Consider the following 21629-nt stretch of genomic DNA (forward strand, 5'->3'; position numbering starts at 1 on the left):
TTTTATGGATAATTGGGAAGTTTTTATTGCAGGAAATGAAAAAGAAGCGGTAGATAAAATTACAGAACTTGAAGTTAGAGGCTATAAAAAAGAGAAAATCTCTGTCTTAGCTAAGTCTGACCAAGAAGATGAAGTAAAAGAAATTATTGAAACTACCAATGTAGAAGAAGAGCATCCTGTGAATAAAGAGGCATTTGGTGTTATTTCTGGGGTTTTGCAGTCTCTCAGTGGCGGTTTGATGATCCCGCAAGTATATAATCCGAAATATGGTGCTCTTTATGCAGCTGGTCCTTTTGCGAAATGGTTTTCGAATACAAGCGATAAATCGGTGAAACGTTTGCTGAATGATTTTGACTTAGATGATGCTCAGATTGATGAATTTGTTCGTGCTCTTCATAGCGGTCAAATTTTGATTTTGGCAAGATAAATTGGTCAAGAAAAAGCCGACAAAGGCGCAGTTACGTAAAAACAGACAGAGACGCAGCATGTTTTTGGCGATTTTAACTTTGTTCGTGTTAGGCTTGGCGCTCGTCGTTTTGATGCAATTCCGTGCAGGCGAAAAGCCCAAACCTTACACGCAAGACATTCCGGAACAATTTGTTTCGATTTATCAAGCAGCTGGAAAGGAATACGGAATTGACTGGTTTTTACTTGCCGCTGTGCATCGCGTGGAAACCAAATTTTCGACGGTGGAACCAATGATTTCAAATGTAGGTGCGATTGGTCCGATGCAATTTATGCCGTGTACGTTTGTAGGATGGGGAGCGGATGGTTGTCCAGCTACGGGCGGTGTTGGAAATTTTACGGACGGTGATCTCGTTGATCCGAGTGTGATTAAAGTATACGGCGGTTATGGTGTGGACGCAAATCATGATGGCAAGGCGGATCCATGGGATTTGGAGGATGCGGTTTTCTCGACAGCGAATTTCTTAGCGGATAATGGCGCCAAAGATGGCAAGGAAAAACAGGCGATTTTCAAATATAATCATAGTGATATTTATGTAAAGGATATTTTGTTCTATCGTGACCAGTTTAAAAAGGCGTGGCAGAAAGATCTAGCTTCAAAATAAGCAGTTATCAACACGCCGAGATTTTTTCGAAAAAAATATAAGGCAGTTTTTCTAGATTCTGAGTCGGACGAAAATGTTCGGCTTTTTTCGTGAAACCATCAATAATTTTTACTTATCGAAAAACATCGATTTAACTTAGTTTACTTATCACGCTTTTTTTCGTACAATAGAGGGGTGAAAGAATGCAACGAGAGTGAAAGGGAACACAAGTGGGAGGAAAAATGATGAAAAATTGGAATGAAAAAGCAAAGCAGTCGTTTCAAATTGGCGACGACACGTATCATTATTATCAATTAAAAACGCTTGAGGCGGATGGTCAAACATCTATAAAAAAAACTGCCTTACTCAATCCGTGTACTACTTGAATCAGTATTGCGTCAAGCGGATGGACGCATCATCACGGATAAGCATATTGAAGATTTAGCACATTGGGATGCAACGAAGAAAAATGATGGGGAAGTTCCTTTCAAACCGGCACGTGTTATTTTGCAAGATTTCACAGGAGTGCCAGCAGTTGTGGACTTGGCTTCTCTACGCAAAGCGATGGCAGATTTAGGCGGGAACCCAGAAGACATTAATCCAGAAATACCCGTTGATCTTGTTGTCGATCACTCAGTACAAGTTGATAGTTATGCGAATCCAGAAGCGCTAGAAGTCAACATGAAGCTTGAGTTTGAGCGTAATATGGAGCGTTACCAATTTTTAAACTGGGCGCAGAAATCGTTCGATAATTATCGTGCGGTACCTCCTGCAACAGGGATTGTTCATCAGGTGAATTTGGAGTATTTGGCAAGCGTTGTAATCGCAAATCAAGTCGCTGAAAATGAGTATACAGCGTTTCCAGACAGCTTAGTCGGAACAGACTCGCATACAACGATGATTAATGGAATCGGTGTACTTGGCTGGGGTGTTGGTGGAATTGAAGCAGAGGCAGGAATGCTCGGTCAGCCTTCCTACTTTCCAATCCCAGAAGTTATCGGTGTTAAATTAATCAATGCTTTACCAAATGGTGCAACAGCAACCGATTTAGCTTTAAAAGTAACGCAAGTACTTCGCGAAAAGAAAGTGGTAGGTAAATTTGTCGAGTTCTTTGGTCAAGGCGTTGCGACATTACCACTTGCCGATCGCGCAACAATTGCGAATATGGCACCAGAATATGGCGCAACATGTGGCTTTTTCCCAGTGGATGAGGAGTCATTGACGTACTTGCGATTAACTGGACGTGAGGAGAAGCAGGTTGCACTTGTGAAGAAATATTTGCAAAATAATGAGTTATTTTTCACGCCAGAAAACGTGGAGCCAGACTATACGTCAGTTGTAGAACTAGATTTAAGCTTGATTGAGCCTAACTTGGCAGGTCCGAAGCGTCCACAAGATTTGATTCCACTATCAAAAATGAAAGAAAGCTTCCAAGCATCGATTAGCGCACCAAATGGTAATCAAGGTTTTGGATTATCGAAAAAAGACTTGCATAAAGAAGCAAAAGTGACATTTGGAAATGGTGATCAATCGACAATGAAAACTGGCTCTGTTGCAATTGCAGCGATCACGAGTTGTACGAATACGTCGAATCCTTACGTGATGCTGAGCGCTGGCCTTCTCGCAAAAAAAGCGGTAGAGCTAGGTCTTGAAGTGCCAAAATTTGTGAAAACATCACTTGCACCGGGTTCAAAAGTCGTGACGGGGTATTTGGAAGATGCAGGACTTTTGCCATATCTTGAGAAGTTGGGATTTGACCTTGTCGGTTATGGTTGTACGACGTGTATCGGTAACTCAGGACCACTAAAAGATGAGATTGAAGAGGCGATTGTAGACAATGACTTGCTTGTTTCTGCTGTGCTTAGTGGGAATCGTAATTTTGAAGGTCGAATTCACGCGTTAGTTAAAGCAAACTTCTTGGCTTCGCCGCCACTTGTCGTTGCTTATGCGCTCGCTGGGACGACGAATATCGATATGTTGCATGAACCAATTGGAAAAGGGGAACATGGCCAAAATGTATTCTTAAGCGATATTTGGCCGGCGCAAGAAGAGGTGAAGGCACTCGTGGAAAGAACGGTGACGCCAGAATTGTTCCGCGAAGAATATGCCCATGTCTTCAGCCAAAATGAGGAGTGGAACGCTATTGCGACATCGGAACAGGCACTTTATGATTGGGATGCTGATTCGACATATATTGCCAACCCTCCATTTTTTGAGAATTTATCACCAGAAGCAGGCACAGTTGAGGCGCTTCATGGTCTTCGGGTAATCGGCAAATTCGGGGATTCTGTCACAACGGACCATATTTCTCCTGCTGGGGCAATTGGAAAAGATACGCCGGCTGGGAAGTATTTACAAGCTCACGGTGTAGCTATTCGCGATTTTAATTCGTACGGTTCACGTCGTGGTCATCATGATGTGATGATGCGTGGAACGTTTGCTAACATTCGGATTAGAAATCAAGTTGCGCCAGGAACAGAAGGCGGATATACAACTTACTGGCCAACAGAGGAAGTGATGCCAATTTACGATGCATCGATGAAATATCAAGAGTCAGGAACGGGGCTCGTTGTTTTAACAGGTGATGATTACGGTATGGGTTCTTCTCGTGACTGGGCTGCAAAAGGAACCAATCTACTCGGCATTAAAACAGTTATTGCCAAAAGCTATGAGCGGATTCATCGCTCCAACCTCGCGATGATGGGTGTATTACCGTTGCAATTTAAAGCTGGTGAAAGTGCAGATTCACTTGGTCTGACTGGTCGAGAAACAATTAGTGTGGCGATTGATGAGACAGTTTCCCCACTAGATTACGTAACAGTGACAGCGGTTGCTGAGGACGGATCGCACAAAACATTTGAGGTACTCGTTCGCTTTGACTCGGATGTCGAGATTGATTATTATCGTCATGGTGGCATTTTACCAATGGTTTTACGTGGGAAACTCAAGAAATAAATTAAATGGAAAAAACATCGAACCAGAACGTGCGTTCGATGTTTTTTATGTTATCATGAAGTGTATGGAGAATCAGGAGGTTATCAATAAGATGGAAAAGCATGTAGAGATAGGGAAAACAGGGCTTCAGGTCGCGCCCATTGGATTTGGTGCTAATACGATTGGTGCGCATAATTTGTTTCAAAATATTGATGAAGATGTGAGTCGTGAAACGTTACGCGTGGCGTTAGCGGAAGGCGTCGATTTCTTTGATAGTGCGTTTATGTATGGTTTAGGGCGTTCAGAAGAGCTTATTGGCGAAGTTTTGGCAGAGACTGGTCGTCGTTCTGATGTTGTTCTGGCAACGAAAGCCGCTCATGTTGTGACTGGTAGTAACGTTACATTAGATAATGCACCAACTTTTTTAACCGAATCAGTAGATAAAGCGTTGAAGCGCCTCGAAACGGATTATATTGACTTGTTTTATATCCATTTTCCAGATGGCGTTACGCCACCAGATGAGGCGGTAGGTGCTTTACAGCGTTTGAAAGAAGCAGGGAAAATTCGCGCGATAGGTTTGTCTAATTTTAGTATGGATGCTTTAAAATTAGCTAATAAAGATGGCTATGTGGACGTTGTACAGGATAAATATTCACTTGTTTATCCTGGATTAGAAGAAGATATGATCCCTTATTGTGTAGAACAAGGAATATCTTTTATACCATACACGCCGCTTGCCAGTGGTTTATTGACGGGGAAGTTCGCCGCAAGCAATCCGCCACAAGATTTTCGAAAAGAGCGACCGCATTTCCAAGGACAGACATATATTGACATCACTGCGAAAGTTGATAGCCTTCAAAATTTGGCAAATCAGCATAGTACTTCTATCGCGAATATTGTCTTGGCAACAACGATTACTATCAATGGAGTGGACGTTGTAATTCCAGGAGCTAAAAGTCCTGAACAAGTTCGAGCTAATATGAAGACATTACAGGTCACCTTGACGCATGAAGAAGTAATGCAAGTCCGTGCGTTGTTTAAATAAGCGATAGGGAGAGGGATTAGGATGCAACTAGAAAGATGTGGATGGGCAATGAACGATGCTGTAGAGCAGGCCTATCATGATAATGAATGGGGTGTGCCAAGTCGTGATGAGCATTACTTGTTTGAAATGCTTAATTTGGAAGGCGCACAGGCTGGTCTTTCGTGGCGTCTTATTTTGAATAAACGAGCAGCTTATAAAGATGCATTTCATAAATTTGATCCTGATAAATGTGCAATGATGACAGATAAAGAGTTGGAACATATACGTGAAACAGCTGCAATCGTTAAGAACAAGCTTAAAATTGGAGGAGTACGTAAGAATGCCATTGCTTTTTTGAAAGTGCAGGAAGAATTTGGCTCTTTTGCCAATTATATTTGGGGATATGCAGACGGCAAACCGATTATTAATCATTGGACAGATATGTCACAAATGCCGACTAAAAATGCATTATCAGAACAGATTAGTAAAGATTTGAAGAAGCGTGGATTTATTTTCGTCGGGCCTGTCATTATTTATTCCTATTTGCAAGCAATTGGGATGATTGACGATCATGTGGTTACTTGCCCGTACCATACAGAAAATAGATAAACTTGGGAGGGAAAGTCCAACTCATTTAACATAAAAATAAGCAAGAGATTACGAACCCTGTTTTTGGATAAAACGTTAATCTTGCTTACATAAATAGATAGAAAACGCCCGTATTTGGGGATGGGATCAAAGAGTTAAGTATATTCGACTGTGTGGTGGCTAAGGATGTTTAGTTAAGTGAGGCTATTCTTTTGTAGTAAAACCGTAACGTATCTGTATCCAAAATTCCCCTGTTCATGAGCTGATGGTGATATTGGTTTGCTAACCATGGGTTTTGAAGCACTGAGAAGGATTACATGTTCGTTTTACTCTCATGTATATTGGGGCTGTAGCTCATTTCATTTCGAACAGCCTGGGAAGGATTACATGTTCGTTTTACTCTCATGTATATTGGGGCTGTAACTCATTTCATTTCGAACAGCCCCAACAATACTCCAAACTTTTCTATTTCATCAAGATGTAATACGTCTGTATATTGCAACACTACTAAGGTAAAATAAAAGATAGATGAGTAGGAAGACACCGATTAGACTAGAAACGAAGCTAAATGCATTGATAGAATCAACTTCATTTATTATCGGAACAGTTAGTGCAAAAGCTTCTGCTGTACCTAATAGACTAGGTGCTATAAAAAGAATAGCTAGTTGTTTTCGAATGTTTTTATGGAGTATTTTTTCATCTGCTCCTAGTTCTTTCAATAGTTTAAAACGCGGCTTATCAGCGTATGCTTCTTGTAGTTGCTTGAAGTAAATTGTTGCTCCCAAAGCCATAAATGAAATAATAGCAAAGAATGTGGATACGAAAAGAAGCAGGGCCCCGCTTTCTACATTAATAGTATATGGAATAACATATGCCGAGTAATATGTGTTCTCTGGTAAGTGTGAAACAGCAGTTTTTACATGTGCCAATTTGTTTTGTCGGTTCTTTTAATAGAAAGGTTGAGAATTTCTGAATGTTACCATAAGACTTTGCATTCGAATAATAAACATCACTTACAACAAATGTGGGAGGTTTCTCTCCATCAATTTGTACGATGTCACTTCGCCAACCAATCATAGTCGCATCTAATCGCTTAATAACGTGCAATGTTTTTGGTGTTGTACCAATTTGAAACTGAAACTGGACATCTAAATCTACTGTGTCAGAACCTCTAGAGAATGACAGAGCTTCATTATCTTGAAGCGAAGTAGCTAATTTTTTCTCGCCACGAAACTGACGCAATTTGTTGTATGCAGATAAACTCATAATATAACCGTCATTTCCGAATTGCAAGGAATTAGTGAAGGCTGATTTAATTGGAGATTTAGCTGTTATTGCGATTGCTTCAAACTGCTTATGGCTCTTTATCTCCCCTTTAAAAGTTTGATGTATTTTGTTTTCAGTTACCTGATCTACATAACTATACAGGAAATCATCTGGCAAATGAGTCCGAGGAACTACTTTTTGCGTTTCCAAGTTAAGCAAAGAAAAGGTTACAAAAAATAATGTCACGCTAGATAAAAGCGTAATCATTGTCAGTTGGAACGTGTTTCTAGGTAACTTACTACGTAAAGAAGCAGTCGAAATCATATCTGTTTTGATAAAATACCTCCTATGCCTTGTTTTGTAGTTGATATACCATGTCAGAGTCTGGTTTATGAAGAGAATAACACCAAGTGTAAATGAAACAAATAAAATCAGGATGGTGGAATCCAAAGATGTCTGAGTTGAGTATAGGAGAGAGCCAATAATTAAAAATATACCTAAAAATGCTAAAAAAGCATTGCCTTTTCGTATTTTTGGTACGTCAGAGTTACCGGTGAAAAGAGAGACTAACGATATTTTAGAGAAGCGACGAATGTTAAATAGCGTAACGAAAACAGCAGCGATAATAAGCAATGCGAAACTGACTAAAACTGGCTCCCATGATACGTTAATGGCTACTTGATTCTCGTACCCCATCATCCGGACAAGGATAGTTCCGAAAAGTTTGGAAAAAAGTGTTCCCAATAAATTTCCGACCACTCCGGCAGTGAAAACAAAGAGTAATTGTTCTGTAAAAAGCAATTTAAGCAGTGAAAAATTGCTTTCTCCGAATAGAAGGTACGTTCCTAGTTCATTTTGACGCACAGTAATATAAAAGCGATTGGTGTAGAGGACTAGTATAATTAAGAAAATGAAGACGATAATTCCACCAATTGTTAGAGCTGCTGCGAACGATTCCTTGCTTTGGATTACCTCATTTACTGATTTATTTGTCTGAATTGACCAGTATGTGTTGCTAATAAATGCGGTTATTAGCAGGGAAATCGCATAGATAGAGTGGTTTATAGGTTTTCTCAAGATACTTTTCCAAGCTAGCTTCAACAAGTTCATGAGATACCTGCGCTTTCTATCGCACCTAAACGATGTGACACTTCTGCAATTTCATCAAAAAAATCACTTTGTTGTTTATCACCGCGATAGAACTCATTGACAATGACGCCATCTACCATAAAGATGACCCGATTAGCAAAGCTTGCTGCGCGCCCGTCATGTGTCACCATCAGTAAGGTGGTTCCCATTACCTGGTTGAGCTCCGCAAGAATTTCCAACATTGCAGTGGCACTTCTTGTGTCAAGTGCGCCAGTAGGTTCATCTGCGAAAAGAACTTTTGGGTTTCCCAAGAAAGCTCGTGTAGCTGCTATGCGTTGTTTTTCACCGCCGGAAAGCTCAGCGGGAAATTTATCGATTAATGGTGCAATTTTTAATTTCTCCGCCAGTTTTTGGAAACGCTCATCTAACTCAGGTGTTACTTTACCAGCTAATGTGAAGGGAAGGTAAATATTTTCTTTTACTGTAAATGTATCCAGTAGATTATAATGTTGGAAAATAAAAGCAATTTTGTCCCGCCGTAAAAGTCGGCGTTCTGCTTGCTTCATGACGGTAATATCGGATCCATCAATTAAGACTTTCCCTGCATTAAACGTATCCAATGTAGACATCGTATTAAGTAAGGTGGTTTTACCTGAACCACTTGGACCCATAATAGCAATGAATTCCCCTGTTTTAACTTGAAAGGACAAATTGCGTAAAATAAGTTGACTATTGTAGGATTTTTGTAAATTCTGTACTGTAATCATTGTTTAGCTCCTTTATTAGTTATTTATAGATTAATCATAGCTCTTCCAATCCAATGAAGAAACCAAAAGAGATGACTTTTATATGACAAATTTGTCACCTCCCATGGTATAATGAAAAAAAAGAATTGAAGGATTTGAAATAATGAAGAAATTTAAGGTAGGCATTGTGGAAGACGAAACAGCAATTGCTGAAAAAATAGCAGAGAAGCTTGAAACATGGCAATATGAAGCAATTACATATGATGACTATACAGCAATTGCGAGCCAAGTGAAGGAGAATATACCTGATTTAATCATTTTAGATATTAAATTGCCGGCATACGATGGATTTTACTGGGCTCAAGAGATTAGGAAATTTTCGAAGATACCAATTTTGTTTCTGAGTTCGCAAAATGAGCCAATGAGTAAGATTACGAGCGTTACAGTGGGCGGGGACTTATTTATAGAGAAGCCATTTAACCTTGATGTTCTAGTGTCGAATGTCCAAGCTTTACTAAGAAGAAGTTACGACTATAATGGACAAACTAATCTTGTATACAAAAATGTTACTCTAGACATAGATAATTGGGCCGTCACATGCAATGAAAAGATGGAAGCCCTGACTAAGAACGAGGGATTACTTTTAAGAACTTTCATGCAGGCACCAGAAAAAATTCATTCGCGTGACCAACTTATGGAAGTTTTGTGGGAAAATGCTGCATTTATTAGTGAAAATACACTGACGCAAAACGTGAGTCGTCTACGAAAAAAAACTAGGAGATTTAACAGGGGAGCTATATATTGAATCAGTGCGTGGCATGGGTTATAGGTTATGAATTTCATGCGGAAACAGCTTGGACTCATCACTGTTTTTATGTTGTGCATCACAATAGAAATAGGCGTAATTTGGCTTTTGTTAGGAACAGCATTCAGTCTAGATTTTTTATATGCCATGGTTCTTCCAATGATACTCTTTGGTGCATATTTAGTGTACCGCTTTTTTCGCGAAAAAGGTGATGTACCAGTAAGCATGCAAGCAGAACGATTTAAGGGCCGACTCGAGGACGAACAAATAATGTATCGAGAAAAAATATTGAGTCAAGAGCTTAATAATCAGCAATTTATAGATTTTATGACGAGTTGGGTTCATGATATTAAGACTCCTTTGACTGTCCTAGCTCTTTCAGTTGACAGCAAGCAAAAACAGCAGGTAGTGCAAATAGAGAGTAAAATTAATCAAATGCTTTTTTATACGAAATATACAAGCTTTTATGAGGATCTTCATTTGGAAAAAGTAGAGCTGAGGATGCTGATTGAAAAGCTTTTGAAACAGTATGCTAATTTATTTATAAGTCAGAAATTAGTAGTGGATTTGAAATTTGCAGATATGGGAACCATTTTAACGGATAAACTTTGGGCCTCTTTCGTGATAGAGCAAATTATATCAAATGCGTTGAAATATGCTGGGGAGGGTAAATGTATCTTTATTACGACCTTTGAAACTGAAACGGTTGCTGGGGTTGAAATTAAAAATACTGGGAACCCAATTTCGAGTAGCGATTTACCGAGAATTTTTGAACGGGGCTATACTGGTAGGACGAGAGAGTTTGGGAAGTCGACTGGAATGGGGTTATTTTTGAGTAAAGAAATTATAAAGAAACTTGGTGGCGAGGTTTTAGTTTCAAATGAGTCTATGACAACATTTAAAGTGATTTTCAAGAAATCATTTTTTGATTAAGGTAGGGCATGGACTAGAAGGAAAAACCACTGAATGGCAATTTTCTATATAAAATAGAGAATTTGTCATTCAGTGGTTTTATGTTGGTTCAAATTAATTTTTTTGCCAGTTAAGTTGCCATTCAATGCCAAGCTTATCAGTTACCTTTGCGTAAAGACCACCCCATGGCATTTCTTGAAGTTCGATAGAAACCTGTCCACCATTTTTCAATAGCTCATAGGTGTTCCTTAGTGAAGTTTCATCATCAAATAAATAGGCAACAGAAAGTATGTTACCTGCTACTAAAGCTTCATCAACATAAGAATCAGAGAAGTAAAGCAACTCGACACCATCTTTTTCTAAGCGTGCATGCACAAGGCGGTTAGCCAATGCTTCGTCGCCGCGAGAATCTCCCATTTCGCTATATGTTTGCACCATTTTGGGAGTAGCTCCGAAAGCTTCACCATAAAAATCTAATGCTTCTCTTGCATTCCCGTTGAACTGTAGATAAGGTATCGTATTGGGCATATTATTTCCTCCTAAAACGTTTTTCACGCAAGGTGATAGAGCTAGTATAGTGTAAATAAATGTAGAAATCTACTAATATACAAATTTTATTTCTTACTAACAGCGATAAAAAGCGTTGCATCCTGTTTCATAAATATTTTCTCGCCATGGTGAAATGGTTGGATAGAAGTTGATTTAAATCCTACGCTGGTTAGTAACTCCTCTAATTCATCTGTAGCAAAACCGCTGTGAACTTTTGGATGATAGACGTTAGGGTTTTTATCGAAATCAATGATAATCAGTTTACCGTCTGTATGGAGCGTTTCATAAAATTTTTCTAAAATATTTTTGGTATCAGGAATGTGTAAAAGAACGAGAGATACAAGTATTATATCTGCTTTTATATCGAGCGTTTCCTTGGTGAAATCAGCAACGAATGTTAGGGTATTTTGTAACTTATTTGCCGCTATTTTATTGTTTATTATTTCGACCATATTTTTGGAGGAGTCTACAAATAGAGCAGTTTTAACAGAACTTGCAATTTGCAAACCAATCAGGCCTGTACCGCTTCCATAGTCGATCAAGGTCTTGTCTTTCGCTTGGACTAACTCTTCTCTGACTTTATGAGAAATGATATTGGCGAGCTCGATTCGCTCTGTACTATCATATTTCTTGGCGATTGCTTCAAAAACGTTTTCTTCCATGTCTATCGCATCCTCTACTATGTGATAAGTTAACATTATAGTTTAAATGGTTCATTTTCGCAATGAATGGCTTTCGTAAATAGATATTAACAATAATATTATTATGTAAACTAATTTTGAAAAGAAAAAGAACCAACCCCGAGGGCAGGGCTGTTCTTTGCAACTATTTATAACTTAAACCCCTTTATAGGCGTTCAGATAGATGTCTTTCAACTCGGAAACAAGCGGTTGAACTGGATTCGCTGTCGTACATTGATCCATGAAGGCGCGGTCTGCTAGTGTATCAACTACCATATCAAATGATTTCTTATCAACGTTTTGACCTTTCAGACTCATTTCAATACCACAATCTTTGCCCAAGCTGATAATCGCATTAACAAGTGATATCACGCCTTCTTCGGTTGTAGAAGCTGGCAATCCTAGGACACGAGCAATTTGTGCGTAATCTTGGTCAGCACGATATGATTCGTATCTTGGGAACAATGCATGTTTTCTAGGCTTTGTTGCATTATACCGAATAACATGTGGCATAAGTATAGCGTTAGCACGACCATGTGGGATATGGAATTCAGGTCCAATTTTATGTGCTAAACTATGGTTAATTCCTAGGAAAGCATTAGCAAAAGCCATACCTGCCATTGCAGAAGCATTATGCATTTTTTTCACGAGCATCTTCGTCTGCATCAAGAACAGAAGCACGTAATGATTCGAAGACCATTTCGATAGCACGCATAGACAAGCCGCGTGTATAGTCGCTTGCCATTACCGATACGTAAGACTCGATAGCATGTGTTAATACGTCCATACCTGTGTCAGCTGTGATGTGAGCTGGGACTGTCATAACATATTGAGCATCAACAATTGCTACGTCTGGTGTCAATTCATAATCTGCTAATGGATATTTAATATTGTTTTCTTTATCTGTAATGACTGCAAATGGAGTAACCTCAGAACCTGTACCAGATGTAGTAGGGATGGCAACAAATTGTGCTTTTTCACCTAGTTTAGGATATTTAAATGTACGTTTGCGGATATCCAAGAATTTTTGTTTCAAACCGAAAAATGAAGCCTCTGGGTGTTCATAAAATAACCACATACCTTTAGCGGCATCCATTGCGGAACCACCACCAAGCGCGATAATGCAATCTGGTTTAAAGTCTTTCATTAATTCAGCACCTTTATAGACGGTTACGTCAGACGGATCTGGCTCTACATCTGCAAAAACTTGATATGAAACATCATTCCCACGTTTTTTCAAATGTTCGATAACAACATCAACATATTTGAATTGAACCATTCCTGGGTCTGTTACAATAAATACGCGTTCGATATTCGGCATTTTTTGTAAATATTGAGTCGAATATTTTTCAAAGAATACTTTTGGTGGAAGTTTGAACCATTGCATGTTATTTCTCCGTTCTGCGACACGTTTCACATTTAAAAGATTCGTTGCGCTAACGTTTTGTGATACAGAGTTTTTACCATAAGATCCACAACCTAGTGTTAGGGAAGGGATGAAGCCGTTGTAAAGGTCGCCGATTCCACCTTGAGCAGATGGTGCGTTCACAATGATACGGCAAGCTTTCATTCGTAACCCGAATGCTAGTTGCGCATCACGATCTGTAGAGTGGATAACTGCGGAGTGACCTAAACCGCCGTATACAAGCATTTCTTCACAACGATTGAAAGCTTCTGCTTGGTCTTTTGCTTCAATAAAAGCAAGAACAGGGCTTAATTTTTCGTGAGACAGTGGGTAAGCATCGCCCACACCTTTAATCTCAGCTACGAGCATTTTAGTATCTTCTGGAACTTTAAATCCAGCTTCGTTCGCAATCCAAGCAGGAGATTTTCCTACAACGTTTGGATTTAACGCATGTGTCTCAGGATTGATAACATAGCTTTCAAGTTTTTTGAATTCAGCACCTTTGACGAAGTAACATTTGTTCGCTTCCATTTCGTCTTTTACAGCTTTTGCGACTTCTTTGTCAACGATTACGGCTTGTTCAGATGCACAAATCATACCATGGTCAAAAGTTTTAGATAAAATCAAATCGTTGACTGCACGTTTGATTTTCGCTGTTTTGTCGATATAAGCTGGAACATTACCAGGACCAACGCCAAGTGCTGGTTTACCAGTAGAATACGCGGATTTAACCATGGCAGCACCACCAGTAGCAAGAACGAGCGCCACATCTTTATGGTTCATCAATTGTTTTGTAGCCTCTAGTGAAGGCTTTTCAACCCACTGGATGCAATGTTTTGGAGCACCTGCTGCAACGGCTGCTTCGTACACTACACGAGCGGCTTCAGAAGAACATCTTTGAGCGCTTGGGTGGAATGCGAAAATGATTGGGTTGCGCGTTTTGATTGCAATGATAGCTTTGAAAAGTGTAGTAGATGTTGGATTCGTAACAGGAGTTACACCAGCAATGACACCAACTGGTTCAGCGATTTCAACGACACCAGTTTGTTTGTCTTCATTAATAATGCCAACTGTTTTATCATTTTTAATACTATTCCAAATATATTCTGTTGCGAAAATGTTTTTAATACATTTATCTTCGTAGATTCCGCGACCAGTTTCTTCAATCGCCATTTTAGCAAGAGACATATGTTGATCAAGACCAGCTAGCGCCATCGCATGGACGATATAATCTATTTTTTCTTGGTCAAAATCGGCAAAAGCTTTAAGTGCGCTTTGTCCATTGCTTGCAAGTGTATTAATTACTTTTTGAACCTCTAATTCTTCATTAACAGCTTTTTCTTTCATTGCCATTTGTGAACCCTCCAATTAGTATCGGGACAAAAAACGACCTCTAGCGACATTTTTCGTCCCTGTTATTTCAAAAAAATTGCGGCGGTCGACTCGCCGTTATCTTCTTGGATTTCTTATTTACAAAGTAAGTGTAACACTTCACAAACTCTTTGTCTAGTATTTATTGTGAATATATTCACTTGATTTTTAAAATAGTAAAAAAGACATGACTAAAAAGGGGGTAGCAGTAAATTGGATATAGTTTAATTAAGAAGGGGTGATTCCCTTAGCCTGGCTCTTAGCGACTCATCAAAATTCAGTTAGAGTTTACTAAGAAAGATTGTGCATTTTATAGTATACTTATTTTGGAGTAACACTATAATAGAAGAAGGGGATTACATAGCTATGTATATGATGTTTTTTGGAAGCTCTGTATTGTTACTGATTGGCATGGCAGTATTATGGTCAGTTTTTTCTTTTTTAGAGGCAGGCGGTGGCTCACGTTACTGAATATTTTCTTTCTGCTCGCGTGGCTTGGATTAGCGTTGGTAGCTACTTGGAGCATCGGGTGGGAATTTATACGACAGATTTTTGGAATGTTAGCGCCGATGGTGGTTTCGCCGTTTATTTTATTGGTGACTGTTAGGGATCGGAGTGTATGGGGACAACTGGTAAAACGATATGCGGTTTTTGTGTCATGGTTTGCTGTTTATATGATTACATTCCAAATACCTGCTTTCCCGGATGGATGGACATATTTTGAATGTTTTGGACTACCTATTCTCGTTTTCATTCTACTGTATGCTTGGGATAAATGGTTTGGCAGACGTTTTTATAGGCACTGGATTGTTATAGGGAGTGTGCTTATGATTTTGGGCTTTATTTTCATTTCATTGTTGTGGAATGCGAAGGCCATGCAGGATGAGGGACACGCGATGCAGGGGAATTGGGGTGGTGGAAAAGTGACTAGTGTAAAGCCGTCTGTTGATGTAACGACTTTGACGGGACCTGATGCGACGGCTGTTACGAAACAATACGATTTTACTGCCGCAAAAAAAAAACATGAGCGTTCCTGATGGCTCAGAGAAGGAACTGTGGCTTTTTAATGGTCAGCTGACAGGGCCAGCGATTCGGGTAACGCAAGGAGACGTGGTGGAAGTAACACTGACTAATAAAAATATCGAGGATGGTATAACAATTCATTGGCACGGATATGACGTTCCCAATGCTGAGGATGGTGTGCCGGATATTTCACAAAAAGTAGTAGCAGTAGGCGAAAGTTATACGTATCGCTTTACGGCGGATACTGCAGGAACATTTTGGTATCATTCACACAATCAATCATCGGAGCAAGTAGGGCATGGTTTATTTGGCTCATTTATTGTAGAACCGAAAAAGCAAGTGAAAGAAGAGCTTGAAATTGTAGGATTTGTTGCACCGAAATATGTGGATTCATCTGGCGCCTTACTTCCGGCGAATGGAAAGGTGCCTAAAAATATCAAGCCGGGTACAAATGTACGAATACGTCTTGGAAATGCGCATAATAAGCCACAAAAACTAATTTTGAACGGTACAACATTTCAAATTGCAGCGATAGATGGGAACTTGATTCACAAGCCTACAGATTTAAAAGAAACCTATCTACAAATTCCAGCTGGTGGTCGGATGGATATTACGTTCACAATGCCAAATCATGCTGTCTGTTTATTTGATGCAAAAGATGCGACTGGTGGTTGGGTGTTTCAGTCTACGGGGGAGAACACAAAAGCATCGACAGAAATTCCAGACAATGTTTTCAAGCCGGAGAAATACGGAGAGAAAAAAGCGACAACACTGGATGCATCAGATGGCTTTGACCGATTATTTACGATGGTTTTTGATAGCAAATTGGCTTTTTTTGATGGAATGGTGCATCATTTGTGGACGATTAACGGGGAGTTATATCCAAACACACCGATGTTAATGGTAAATGAGGGAGATTTAGTGAAGACAACTTTTGTAAATCGTAGTTACAGTCACCATCCAATGCATTTACACGGGCATAAAATGTTGGTATTGACGCGAAATGGTGCGGCAACAACAGGTAGCCCCTGGTGGACAGATACGCTAAATGTGAAACCAGGAGAAACGTACGAAGTGGCTTTTAAAGCAGATAATCCTGGTATTTGGATGGATCATTGTCATAACTTGGATCATGCCACCAATGGTATGATGATGCATCTTCAATATAATAATGTTTACACGCCATTTTCAGGCCACACGCATGAATAAACCATAATCTCAAAAACAGAGCAAAACACTTGTCATAGGCGGTATTGTGTGCTATTATAGTAAACGGTGTTAAAACATCACACACACATGAGGACAGTCCAAAGGGTGCTTGATTTCAAGTCTTTGGTTGGTTGATTCATGTGGAGGGCGGAGAAATCCGCAAAAATAAAACCATAGGAGGGAATAACATGCCTGTTATTTCAATGAAACAATTGCTAGAAGCTGGGGTACATTTCGGCCACCAAACACGTCGCTGGAACCCAAAAATGAAGAAATACATCTTCACAGAAAGAAACGGTATCTACATTATCGATTTGCAAAAAACTGTTAAGAAAGTAGACGAAGCTTTCAATTTTATGAAAGAAGTATCTGCTGACGGTGGAACAATCCTTTTTGTAGGAACTAAAAAACAAGCGCAAGATTCCGTTCGTGATGAAGCGATTCGTTCAGGTCAATATTTTGTTAACCATCGTTGGTTAGGTGGAACATTGACAAACTTTGAAACAATCCAAAAACGTATTAAACATCTTAAGAAAATCGAAAAAATGGAAGAAGACGGTACTTTTGAAGTCCTTCCTAAAAAAGAAGTTGTTCTTCTTAAAAAAGAGCAAGAAAAACTTGAAAGATTCCTAGGCGGTATTAAAGATATGAAAGGTCTTCCTGATGCTTTGTTCATCGTTGACCCTCGTAAAGAACGTATTGCTGTTGCAGAAGCTCGTAAATTAAATATTCCGATTATCGGTATTGTTGATACAAACTGTGATCCAGATGAAATTGATTACGTAATTCCTGCAAATGACGATGCTATCCGTGCGGTTAAACTTTTAACTGCTAGAATGGCTGATGCTATCATCGAAGTAAACCAAGGTGAAGAGCAAGAAGTTCCTGTAGAAGAAGTAAAAGCGCCAGTTGTTGAAGAAGCAGTTGCAGCGGCTCCAGCTCCAGTAGCTGAAGAACCAACTACAGAAGCATAAGAACTGATCTAAAACCAACAAGGTGATAAGTGGCAATCTCTTATCACCTTTTTTCAAAGATTTTTATATTAGGAGGAATTGTAAATGGCTAACGTTACAGCTCAAATGGTAAAAGAACTACGTGAAAAAAACTGGTGCAGGTATGATGGACTGTAAGAAAGCATTAGTAGAAGTAGATGGAGATATGGATTTAGCAATTGACTACCTACGTGAAAAAGGTATCGCAAAAGCTGCTAAAAAAATCAGATCGTATCGCCACAGAAGGTATGACAAGTGTTGTTAGTAATGATAAACACGTTGCAGTGCTTGAAATTAATGCGGAAACAGATTTCGTTGCTAAAAACGATCAATTCATTCAGTTAGTAAAAGACATTTCTAACCAATTACTAATTGTTCGTCCAGACAACTTGGATGAAGCGTTGAAAACAGAAATGCCAAACGGCCAAACTTTACAAGACTATATCAACGAAGCAATCCAAAAAATCGGTGAAAGAATCTCTCTTCGTCGTTTTGAAATTAAAGAAAAAGTTGCAGATCATGCATTTGGCGAATACATTCACATGGGTGGACGTATCGGGGTATTAGTTGTTCTTGAAGGAACTTCTGATGACGCAGTCGCAAAAGATGTTGCAATGCACGTTGCTGCAATTAACCCTAAATACATTTCACGTAATGATGTTTCCCAAGACGAAATTGCGCACGAAAGAAAAATCCTTACAGAACAAGCACTTAACGAAGGCAAACCAGCCAATATCGTTGAGAAAATGGTCGAAGGTCGCCTAACAAAATATCTTAGCGAAATTAGCCTAGAAGATCAACCGTTTGTTAAAAATCCAGACGTAACTGTAGGTCAATTCGTTAAAGAAAAAGGTGCTACAATCAAATCATTCGTTCGCTTTGAAGTCGGCGAAGGTTTAGAGAAAAAAGAAGATAACTTTGTTGAAGAAGTTATGAATCAAGTGAAAAAATAAGACCATTTTAGGTGGCTTTATATGATTTTAGAAAAATCGTTATTCGTTGAGAATAGCGGTTTTTCTGTTTTTCAGAAGCCAGCTATTATTTTTATGTGAATCTTGTGGTGTCATTTCTTTCTCTTCACATATAAATTGAAAGCACAATTTGTTGTATACAGTAAGTCAAACTCGGATCAAAGTTTGCATATAATCAGTATCAATCGGCGGTTTCTATTTTAAGTAATTTAATTGACCGCTATTCTCGCACGGAATTGGTTCTTTAATATATTTTAAATCGAAAAGAAAGCAAAGCATGATATATCTACCACGCCTTGCTTCCTTTCTAATTACTAGTCAACAAATCAATTGCATCTGCTAACTTTGTGCTAACTGCTTGATCATTTCTCAAATCCTCTTGCACCTTCATAGCTTCCTCAGGTATTTCTGTAATAATCCCATCAACGTCTGCGAGCATGTATTTTCGGGCAGCTTCAGGGGTTGTAATTGTCCATACCAGCAAATCCATATTGCGCTCACGAGCTTGCCTCTGTATGCTAGCGCTAAATGAAAATTCTTCAATAACAATGAAATCTGCGTTGACATTCACCAAGTTTCCAAAGTTAAGTGGTACAATAAAACCAACACGCATGGTTGGATAACGTTCTTTAATTGTTTCTACAATATTTCGATTCAACGACTGGTAAATATAATCGCGTTCTACACCATGTTTTTGCACTATCTCTTCAAAATTAGCAAGGAAATCTTTGGACTCACCGCCGTGTGTTTTAATTTCGATATTTAGATTTATATTCCATTTTTTTGCGTGTTCAATATAGGTTTCTAGTGATGGAATTGTTGATGTAAAGCCGTCTTGTCGAATTGTTACTTTCTCTAACTCGGCTAACGTCATATCACGTATATTCCGATTTATGCCTGCCATTCTCCTTAGATTGGTATCATGAAACACAACAAACTGATGGTCTTTCGTTTCAAGTACGTCCATTTCAACAAAGTCTACACCAATCTTTGCAGCGCCATGAAGCGATTCAAGTGAATTCTCAACGCCGGCGCTTTTCAATCCGCGATGGGCGATGATTTGCGTGTTATCGCTATATGTTATTTCGGTCAAATAGAAACCATTAACCGTTATCAGAGCAAGGACTGAAGCGGTAATAATGACATAAAAGGACTTGCGATGCTTCTTTTTCACGACTTGCATCTGTTTGTGTGATATGACTTTATTTTCACGCGTTAAAAACATAAAATTAACAGCATGCGCAACGTAAATAGGGGTAATCGTGAAGGCGACAATAAAGAATATCTGGCTCAGCGTCAGCGATATTCCAGCTACAACCGGTGCTGCCGGTGACCACAACTGTTCTGCTAAAATAGTCGGTAGGAGAAAAATCATAAAAGCGATAAAAAGCAGACCAGCTGCGACAAGTGACATAATTATGAAAATGGCTACAATACGCCATGTTTGCCAGCGAGTAATTGACCAACTCCGCTTCATCGCTTGAAAAATTGTGCATTTTCTTGTCAAAAAAAATCTCCAGCGAAAAAACTAATCGGATATTAATGTAAATCACGATAGCAATAAAACTAAAGTATAAAATACTGCCAGAAGTAGACTTTAGTAGTTCGTTTACAATAAAGTTTGGAATATAAATTCCGTCTGTTAATTCAGAATGTAGCCCCATTCCCGCAATCGGAACAATCAATGCGAAATATAATAGAAAAAAGACGAATTGATAAGATAGCAAATATTTGGATTGTTGCATGATTTTGCGAAGAATCATTTGGATGGTGAATGGGATTTGTTGCTGGTGATAATAGGTTATAAGTATCAAAACAGATAATTCAAGGTAAATAAAAAACAGAGCCAGTAACCCAAAAATAATTGCAAATAGCAAACCAAGTGGATTTCGCAAAAATTCTAAAATATTCTGATCCGTTATGCTATCATAGCCAAGCGATGTCGTCATAAAGCTGAAAAATAAAGCTAAAAATGGAAAAGCTAGTAAAAGAATCATTGCTTGTAAAACAAATACAAATTTTATGTAGTACCATGAGTTAAAACGGGTATAAAATAAAGAAGTCCTCAAGGTTTGCCAAATTTTGATTGTGTTCATTCAATTTCTCCCCCTTATTTCTGTTTTTCATTATACGATAAGTTAACAATAATTAGTAGCATGAAAAGATTATTTTTGAAATTTGTATGAAAATGCTTTTGCTTGAGGCGTTTTTTTAGTATTATAGAATATGATGGAATTATTCCGAGTGTTAGGAATGAGCCAAATAGAAAGTAGATGGAGGTCAATATGGATACCCCAGAATATAAACGAGTAGTATTGAAACTTAGTGGTGAAGCTTTAGCAGGAACGGAAGGATTTGGGATTAACCCTCGCGTCGTAAACTCCATCTCGCAACAAGTGAAAGAAGTCGTAGAACTTGGCGTGGAAGTCGCTATTGTCGTCGGTGGCGGTAATATCTGGCGCGGTAAGCTAGGAAGCGAGATGGGGATGGATCGCGCAGCAGCAGATTACATGGGCATGCTTGCAACGGTCATGAACTCTTTATCCTTACAAGATTCACTGGAGAACGTTGGTGTTGCTACACGTGTTCAAACTTCCATTGATATGCGGCAGATTGCTGAACCGTATATTAGACGTAAAGCGATTCGGCATCTGGAAAAAGGGCGCGTTGTTATTTTTGCAGCGGGAACTGGGAACCCTTATTTCTCAACGGATACAACAGCGGCATTGCGCGCAGCTGAAATCGAGGCTGAGGTCATTTTGATGGCGAAAAACAATGTCGATGGTGTTTATAGTGCTGATCCAAAATTGGATGACAGCGCAGTTAAATATGATGAATTATCGTATCTAGATGTGATTAAAGATGATTTACAGGTCATGGATACAACGGCCTCATCACTAAGTATGGATAATGATATTCCATTAATCGTCTTCTCGTTTGAAGAGACAGATAACAATATCAAACGTGTTATTTTAGGCGAAAAAATAGGGACAATAGTAAGAGGGAGGAAATAACG

Annotated in this window: 16 protein-coding genes and 4 pseudogenes; 13 read left to right on the forward strand and 7 right to left on the reverse strand. The window is 39.0% G+C overall.

The annotated features are described in order from the left end of the window. Nucleotides 1-4 precede the first annotated feature (4 nt). From PROCOU_RS03010 to PROCOU_RS03030, 5 genes and pseudogenes are all read left to right on the forward strand, one after another. Nucleotides 5-427 carry a general stress protein gene (locus PROCOU_RS03010; RefSeq protein WP_036069548.1) on the forward strand — a complete coding sequence of 141 codons (423 nt, stop codon included), beginning with the start codon at nucleotides 5-7 and terminating at the stop codon, nucleotides 425-427. 58 nt (nucleotides 428-485) lie between these two features. Next, on the forward strand, nucleotides 486-1070 hold the full coding sequence (locus PROCOU_RS03015) for a lytic transglycosylase domain-containing protein (RefSeq protein WP_051994153.1): 585 nt from the start codon (nucleotides 486-488) through the stop codon (nucleotides 1068-1070). Nucleotides 1071-1294: 224 nt separating this feature from the next. Continuing rightward, nucleotides 1295-4004 (forward strand): annotated as a pseudogene (gene acnA, locus PROCOU_RS03020) (aconitate hydratase AcnA). 91 nt (nucleotides 4005-4095) lie between these two features. Next, a complete protein-coding gene (locus PROCOU_RS03025; RefSeq protein ID WP_036069658.1) occupies nucleotides 4096-5028 on the forward strand; it encodes an aldo/keto reductase in 933 nt (310 codons plus the stop codon). 21 nt (nucleotides 5029-5049) lie between these two features. Further along, nucleotides 5050-5616, forward strand: coding sequence for a DNA-3-methyladenine glycosylase I (locus tag PROCOU_RS03030; protein WP_036069552.1), 567 nt, complete (start codon nucleotides 5050-5052; stop codon nucleotides 5614-5616). 828 nt (nucleotides 5617-6444) lie between these two features. On the opposite strand, the gene PROCOU_RS03040 is transcribed toward PROCOU_RS03030, so the two are convergent. Beyond that, the gene (locus tag PROCOU_RS03040; RefSeq protein WP_159101177.1) at nucleotides 6445-7938 is read right to left on the reverse strand and encodes an FtsX-like permease family protein; all 1494 of its coding nucleotides are present in this window, start codon (nucleotides 7936-7938) and stop codon (nucleotides 6445-6447) included. Between the two features lie 29 nt (nucleotides 7939-7967). Continuing rightward, nucleotides 7968-8717, reverse strand: coding sequence for an ABC transporter ATP-binding protein (locus PROCOU_RS03045; protein WP_036069556.1), 750 nt, complete (start codon nucleotides 8715-8717; stop codon nucleotides 7968-7970). Nucleotides 8718-8859: 142 nt separating this feature from the next. Here PROCOU_RS03045 and PROCOU_RS03050 point away from each other — a divergent pair, with 142 nt between their 5' ends. Both PROCOU_RS03050 and PROCOU_RS03055 read left to right on the forward strand, forming a co-directional pair. Then, nucleotides 8860-9501: a response regulator transcription factor gene (locus PROCOU_RS03050; RefSeq protein WP_036069557.1), complete on the forward strand. Its 642-nt coding sequence runs from the start codon at nucleotides 8860-8862 to the stop codon at nucleotides 9499-9501. A 27-nt stretch (nucleotides 9502-9528) separates the two neighbouring features. Further along, on the forward strand, nucleotides 9529-10434 hold the full coding sequence (locus tag PROCOU_RS03055) for a sensor histidine kinase (protein ID WP_036069559.1): 906 nt from the start codon (nucleotides 9529-9531) through the stop codon (nucleotides 10432-10434). A gap of 93 nt (nucleotides 10435-10527) precedes the next feature. Here the strand turns inward: PROCOU_RS03055 and PROCOU_RS03060 are convergent, their stop codons facing one another. The 3 genes and pseudogenes from PROCOU_RS03060 to adhE all read right to left on the reverse strand — a co-directional run bounded on the left by PROCOU_RS03060 (nucleotide 10528) and on the right by adhE (nucleotide 14400). Then, nucleotides 10528-10941: a VOC family protein gene (locus tag PROCOU_RS03060; RefSeq protein WP_036069561.1), complete on the reverse strand. Its 414-nt coding sequence runs from the start codon at nucleotides 10939-10941 to the stop codon at nucleotides 10528-10530. An 86-nt stretch (nucleotides 10942-11027) separates the two neighbouring features. Next, nucleotides 11028-11624 carry a class I SAM-dependent DNA methyltransferase gene (locus PROCOU_RS03065; protein WP_036069562.1) on the reverse strand — a complete coding sequence of 199 codons (597 nt, stop codon included), beginning with the start codon at nucleotides 11622-11624 and terminating at the stop codon, nucleotides 11028-11030. 174 nt (nucleotides 11625-11798) lie between these two features. Then, a pseudogene (adhE, locus tag PROCOU_RS03070) lies at nucleotides 11799-14400 on the reverse strand (bifunctional acetaldehyde-CoA/alcohol dehydrogenase). Between the two features lie 472 nt (nucleotides 14401-14872). On the opposite strand from adhE, the gene PROCOU_RS17680 reads away from it, so the two are divergent. The 5 genes and pseudogenes from PROCOU_RS17680 (at nucleotide 14873) to tsf (ending at nucleotide 18595) form a co-directional block, all read left to right on the forward strand. Continuing rightward, on the forward strand, nucleotides 14873-15025 hold the full coding sequence (locus PROCOU_RS17680; protein ID WP_159101178.1) for a hypothetical protein: 153 nt from the start codon (nucleotides 14873-14875) through the stop codon (nucleotides 15023-15025). A 220-nt stretch (nucleotides 15026-15245) separates the two neighbouring features. Then, the gene (locus PROCOU_RS17400; RefSeq protein WP_149023612.1) at nucleotides 15246-15455 is read left to right on the forward strand and encodes a hypothetical protein; all 210 of its coding nucleotides are present in this window, start codon (nucleotides 15246-15248) and stop codon (nucleotides 15453-15455) included. After that, the gene (locus tag PROCOU_RS03075; RefSeq protein WP_051994157.1) at nucleotides 15442-16650 is read left to right on the forward strand and encodes a multicopper oxidase family protein; all 1209 of its coding nucleotides are present in this window, start codon (nucleotides 15442-15444) and stop codon (nucleotides 16648-16650) included. Before PROCOU_RS17400 ends, PROCOU_RS03075 begins: the two co-directional genes overlap by 14 nt. A gap of 188 nt (nucleotides 16651-16838) precedes the next feature. Beyond that, on the forward strand, nucleotides 16839-17624 hold the full coding sequence (gene rpsB, locus PROCOU_RS03080) for a 30S ribosomal protein S2 (protein ID WP_036069564.1): 786 nt from the start codon (nucleotides 16839-16841) through the stop codon (nucleotides 17622-17624). An 84-nt stretch (nucleotides 17625-17708) separates the two neighbouring features. Then, nucleotides 17709-18595: pseudogene (gene tsf, locus PROCOU_RS03085) on the forward strand (translation elongation factor Ts). A gap of 325 nt (nucleotides 18596-18920) precedes the next feature. Here the strand turns inward: tsf and PROCOU_RS03090 are convergent. Together PROCOU_RS03090 and PROCOU_RS18765 are read right to left on the reverse strand one after the other, a co-directional pair. Beyond that, a complete protein-coding gene (locus PROCOU_RS03090; RefSeq protein ID WP_077913307.1) occupies nucleotides 18921-20090 on the reverse strand; it encodes a glycerophosphodiester phosphodiesterase family protein in 1170 nt (389 codons plus the stop codon). Between the two features lie 40 nt (nucleotides 20091-20130). Beyond that, a pseudogene (locus PROCOU_RS18765) lies at nucleotides 20131-20709 on the reverse strand (glycerophosphoryl diester phosphodiesterase membrane domain-containing protein); the annotation flags it as partial. A gap of 189 nt (nucleotides 20710-20898) precedes the next feature. On the opposite strand from PROCOU_RS18765, the gene pyrH reads away from it, so the two are divergent. Continuing rightward, nucleotides 20899-21627 carry a UMP kinase gene (pyrH, locus tag PROCOU_RS03100; protein ID WP_036069567.1) on the forward strand — a complete coding sequence of 243 codons (729 nt, stop codon included), beginning with the start codon at nucleotides 20899-20901 and terminating at the stop codon, nucleotides 21625-21627. Nucleotides 21628-21629: the final 2 nt, after the last annotated feature.

It is taken from the genome of Listeria rocourtiae FSL F6-920, assembly GCF_000525975.1.
GTDB lineage: Bacteria > Bacillota > Bacilli > Lactobacillales > Listeriaceae > Listeria_A > Listeria_A rocourtiae.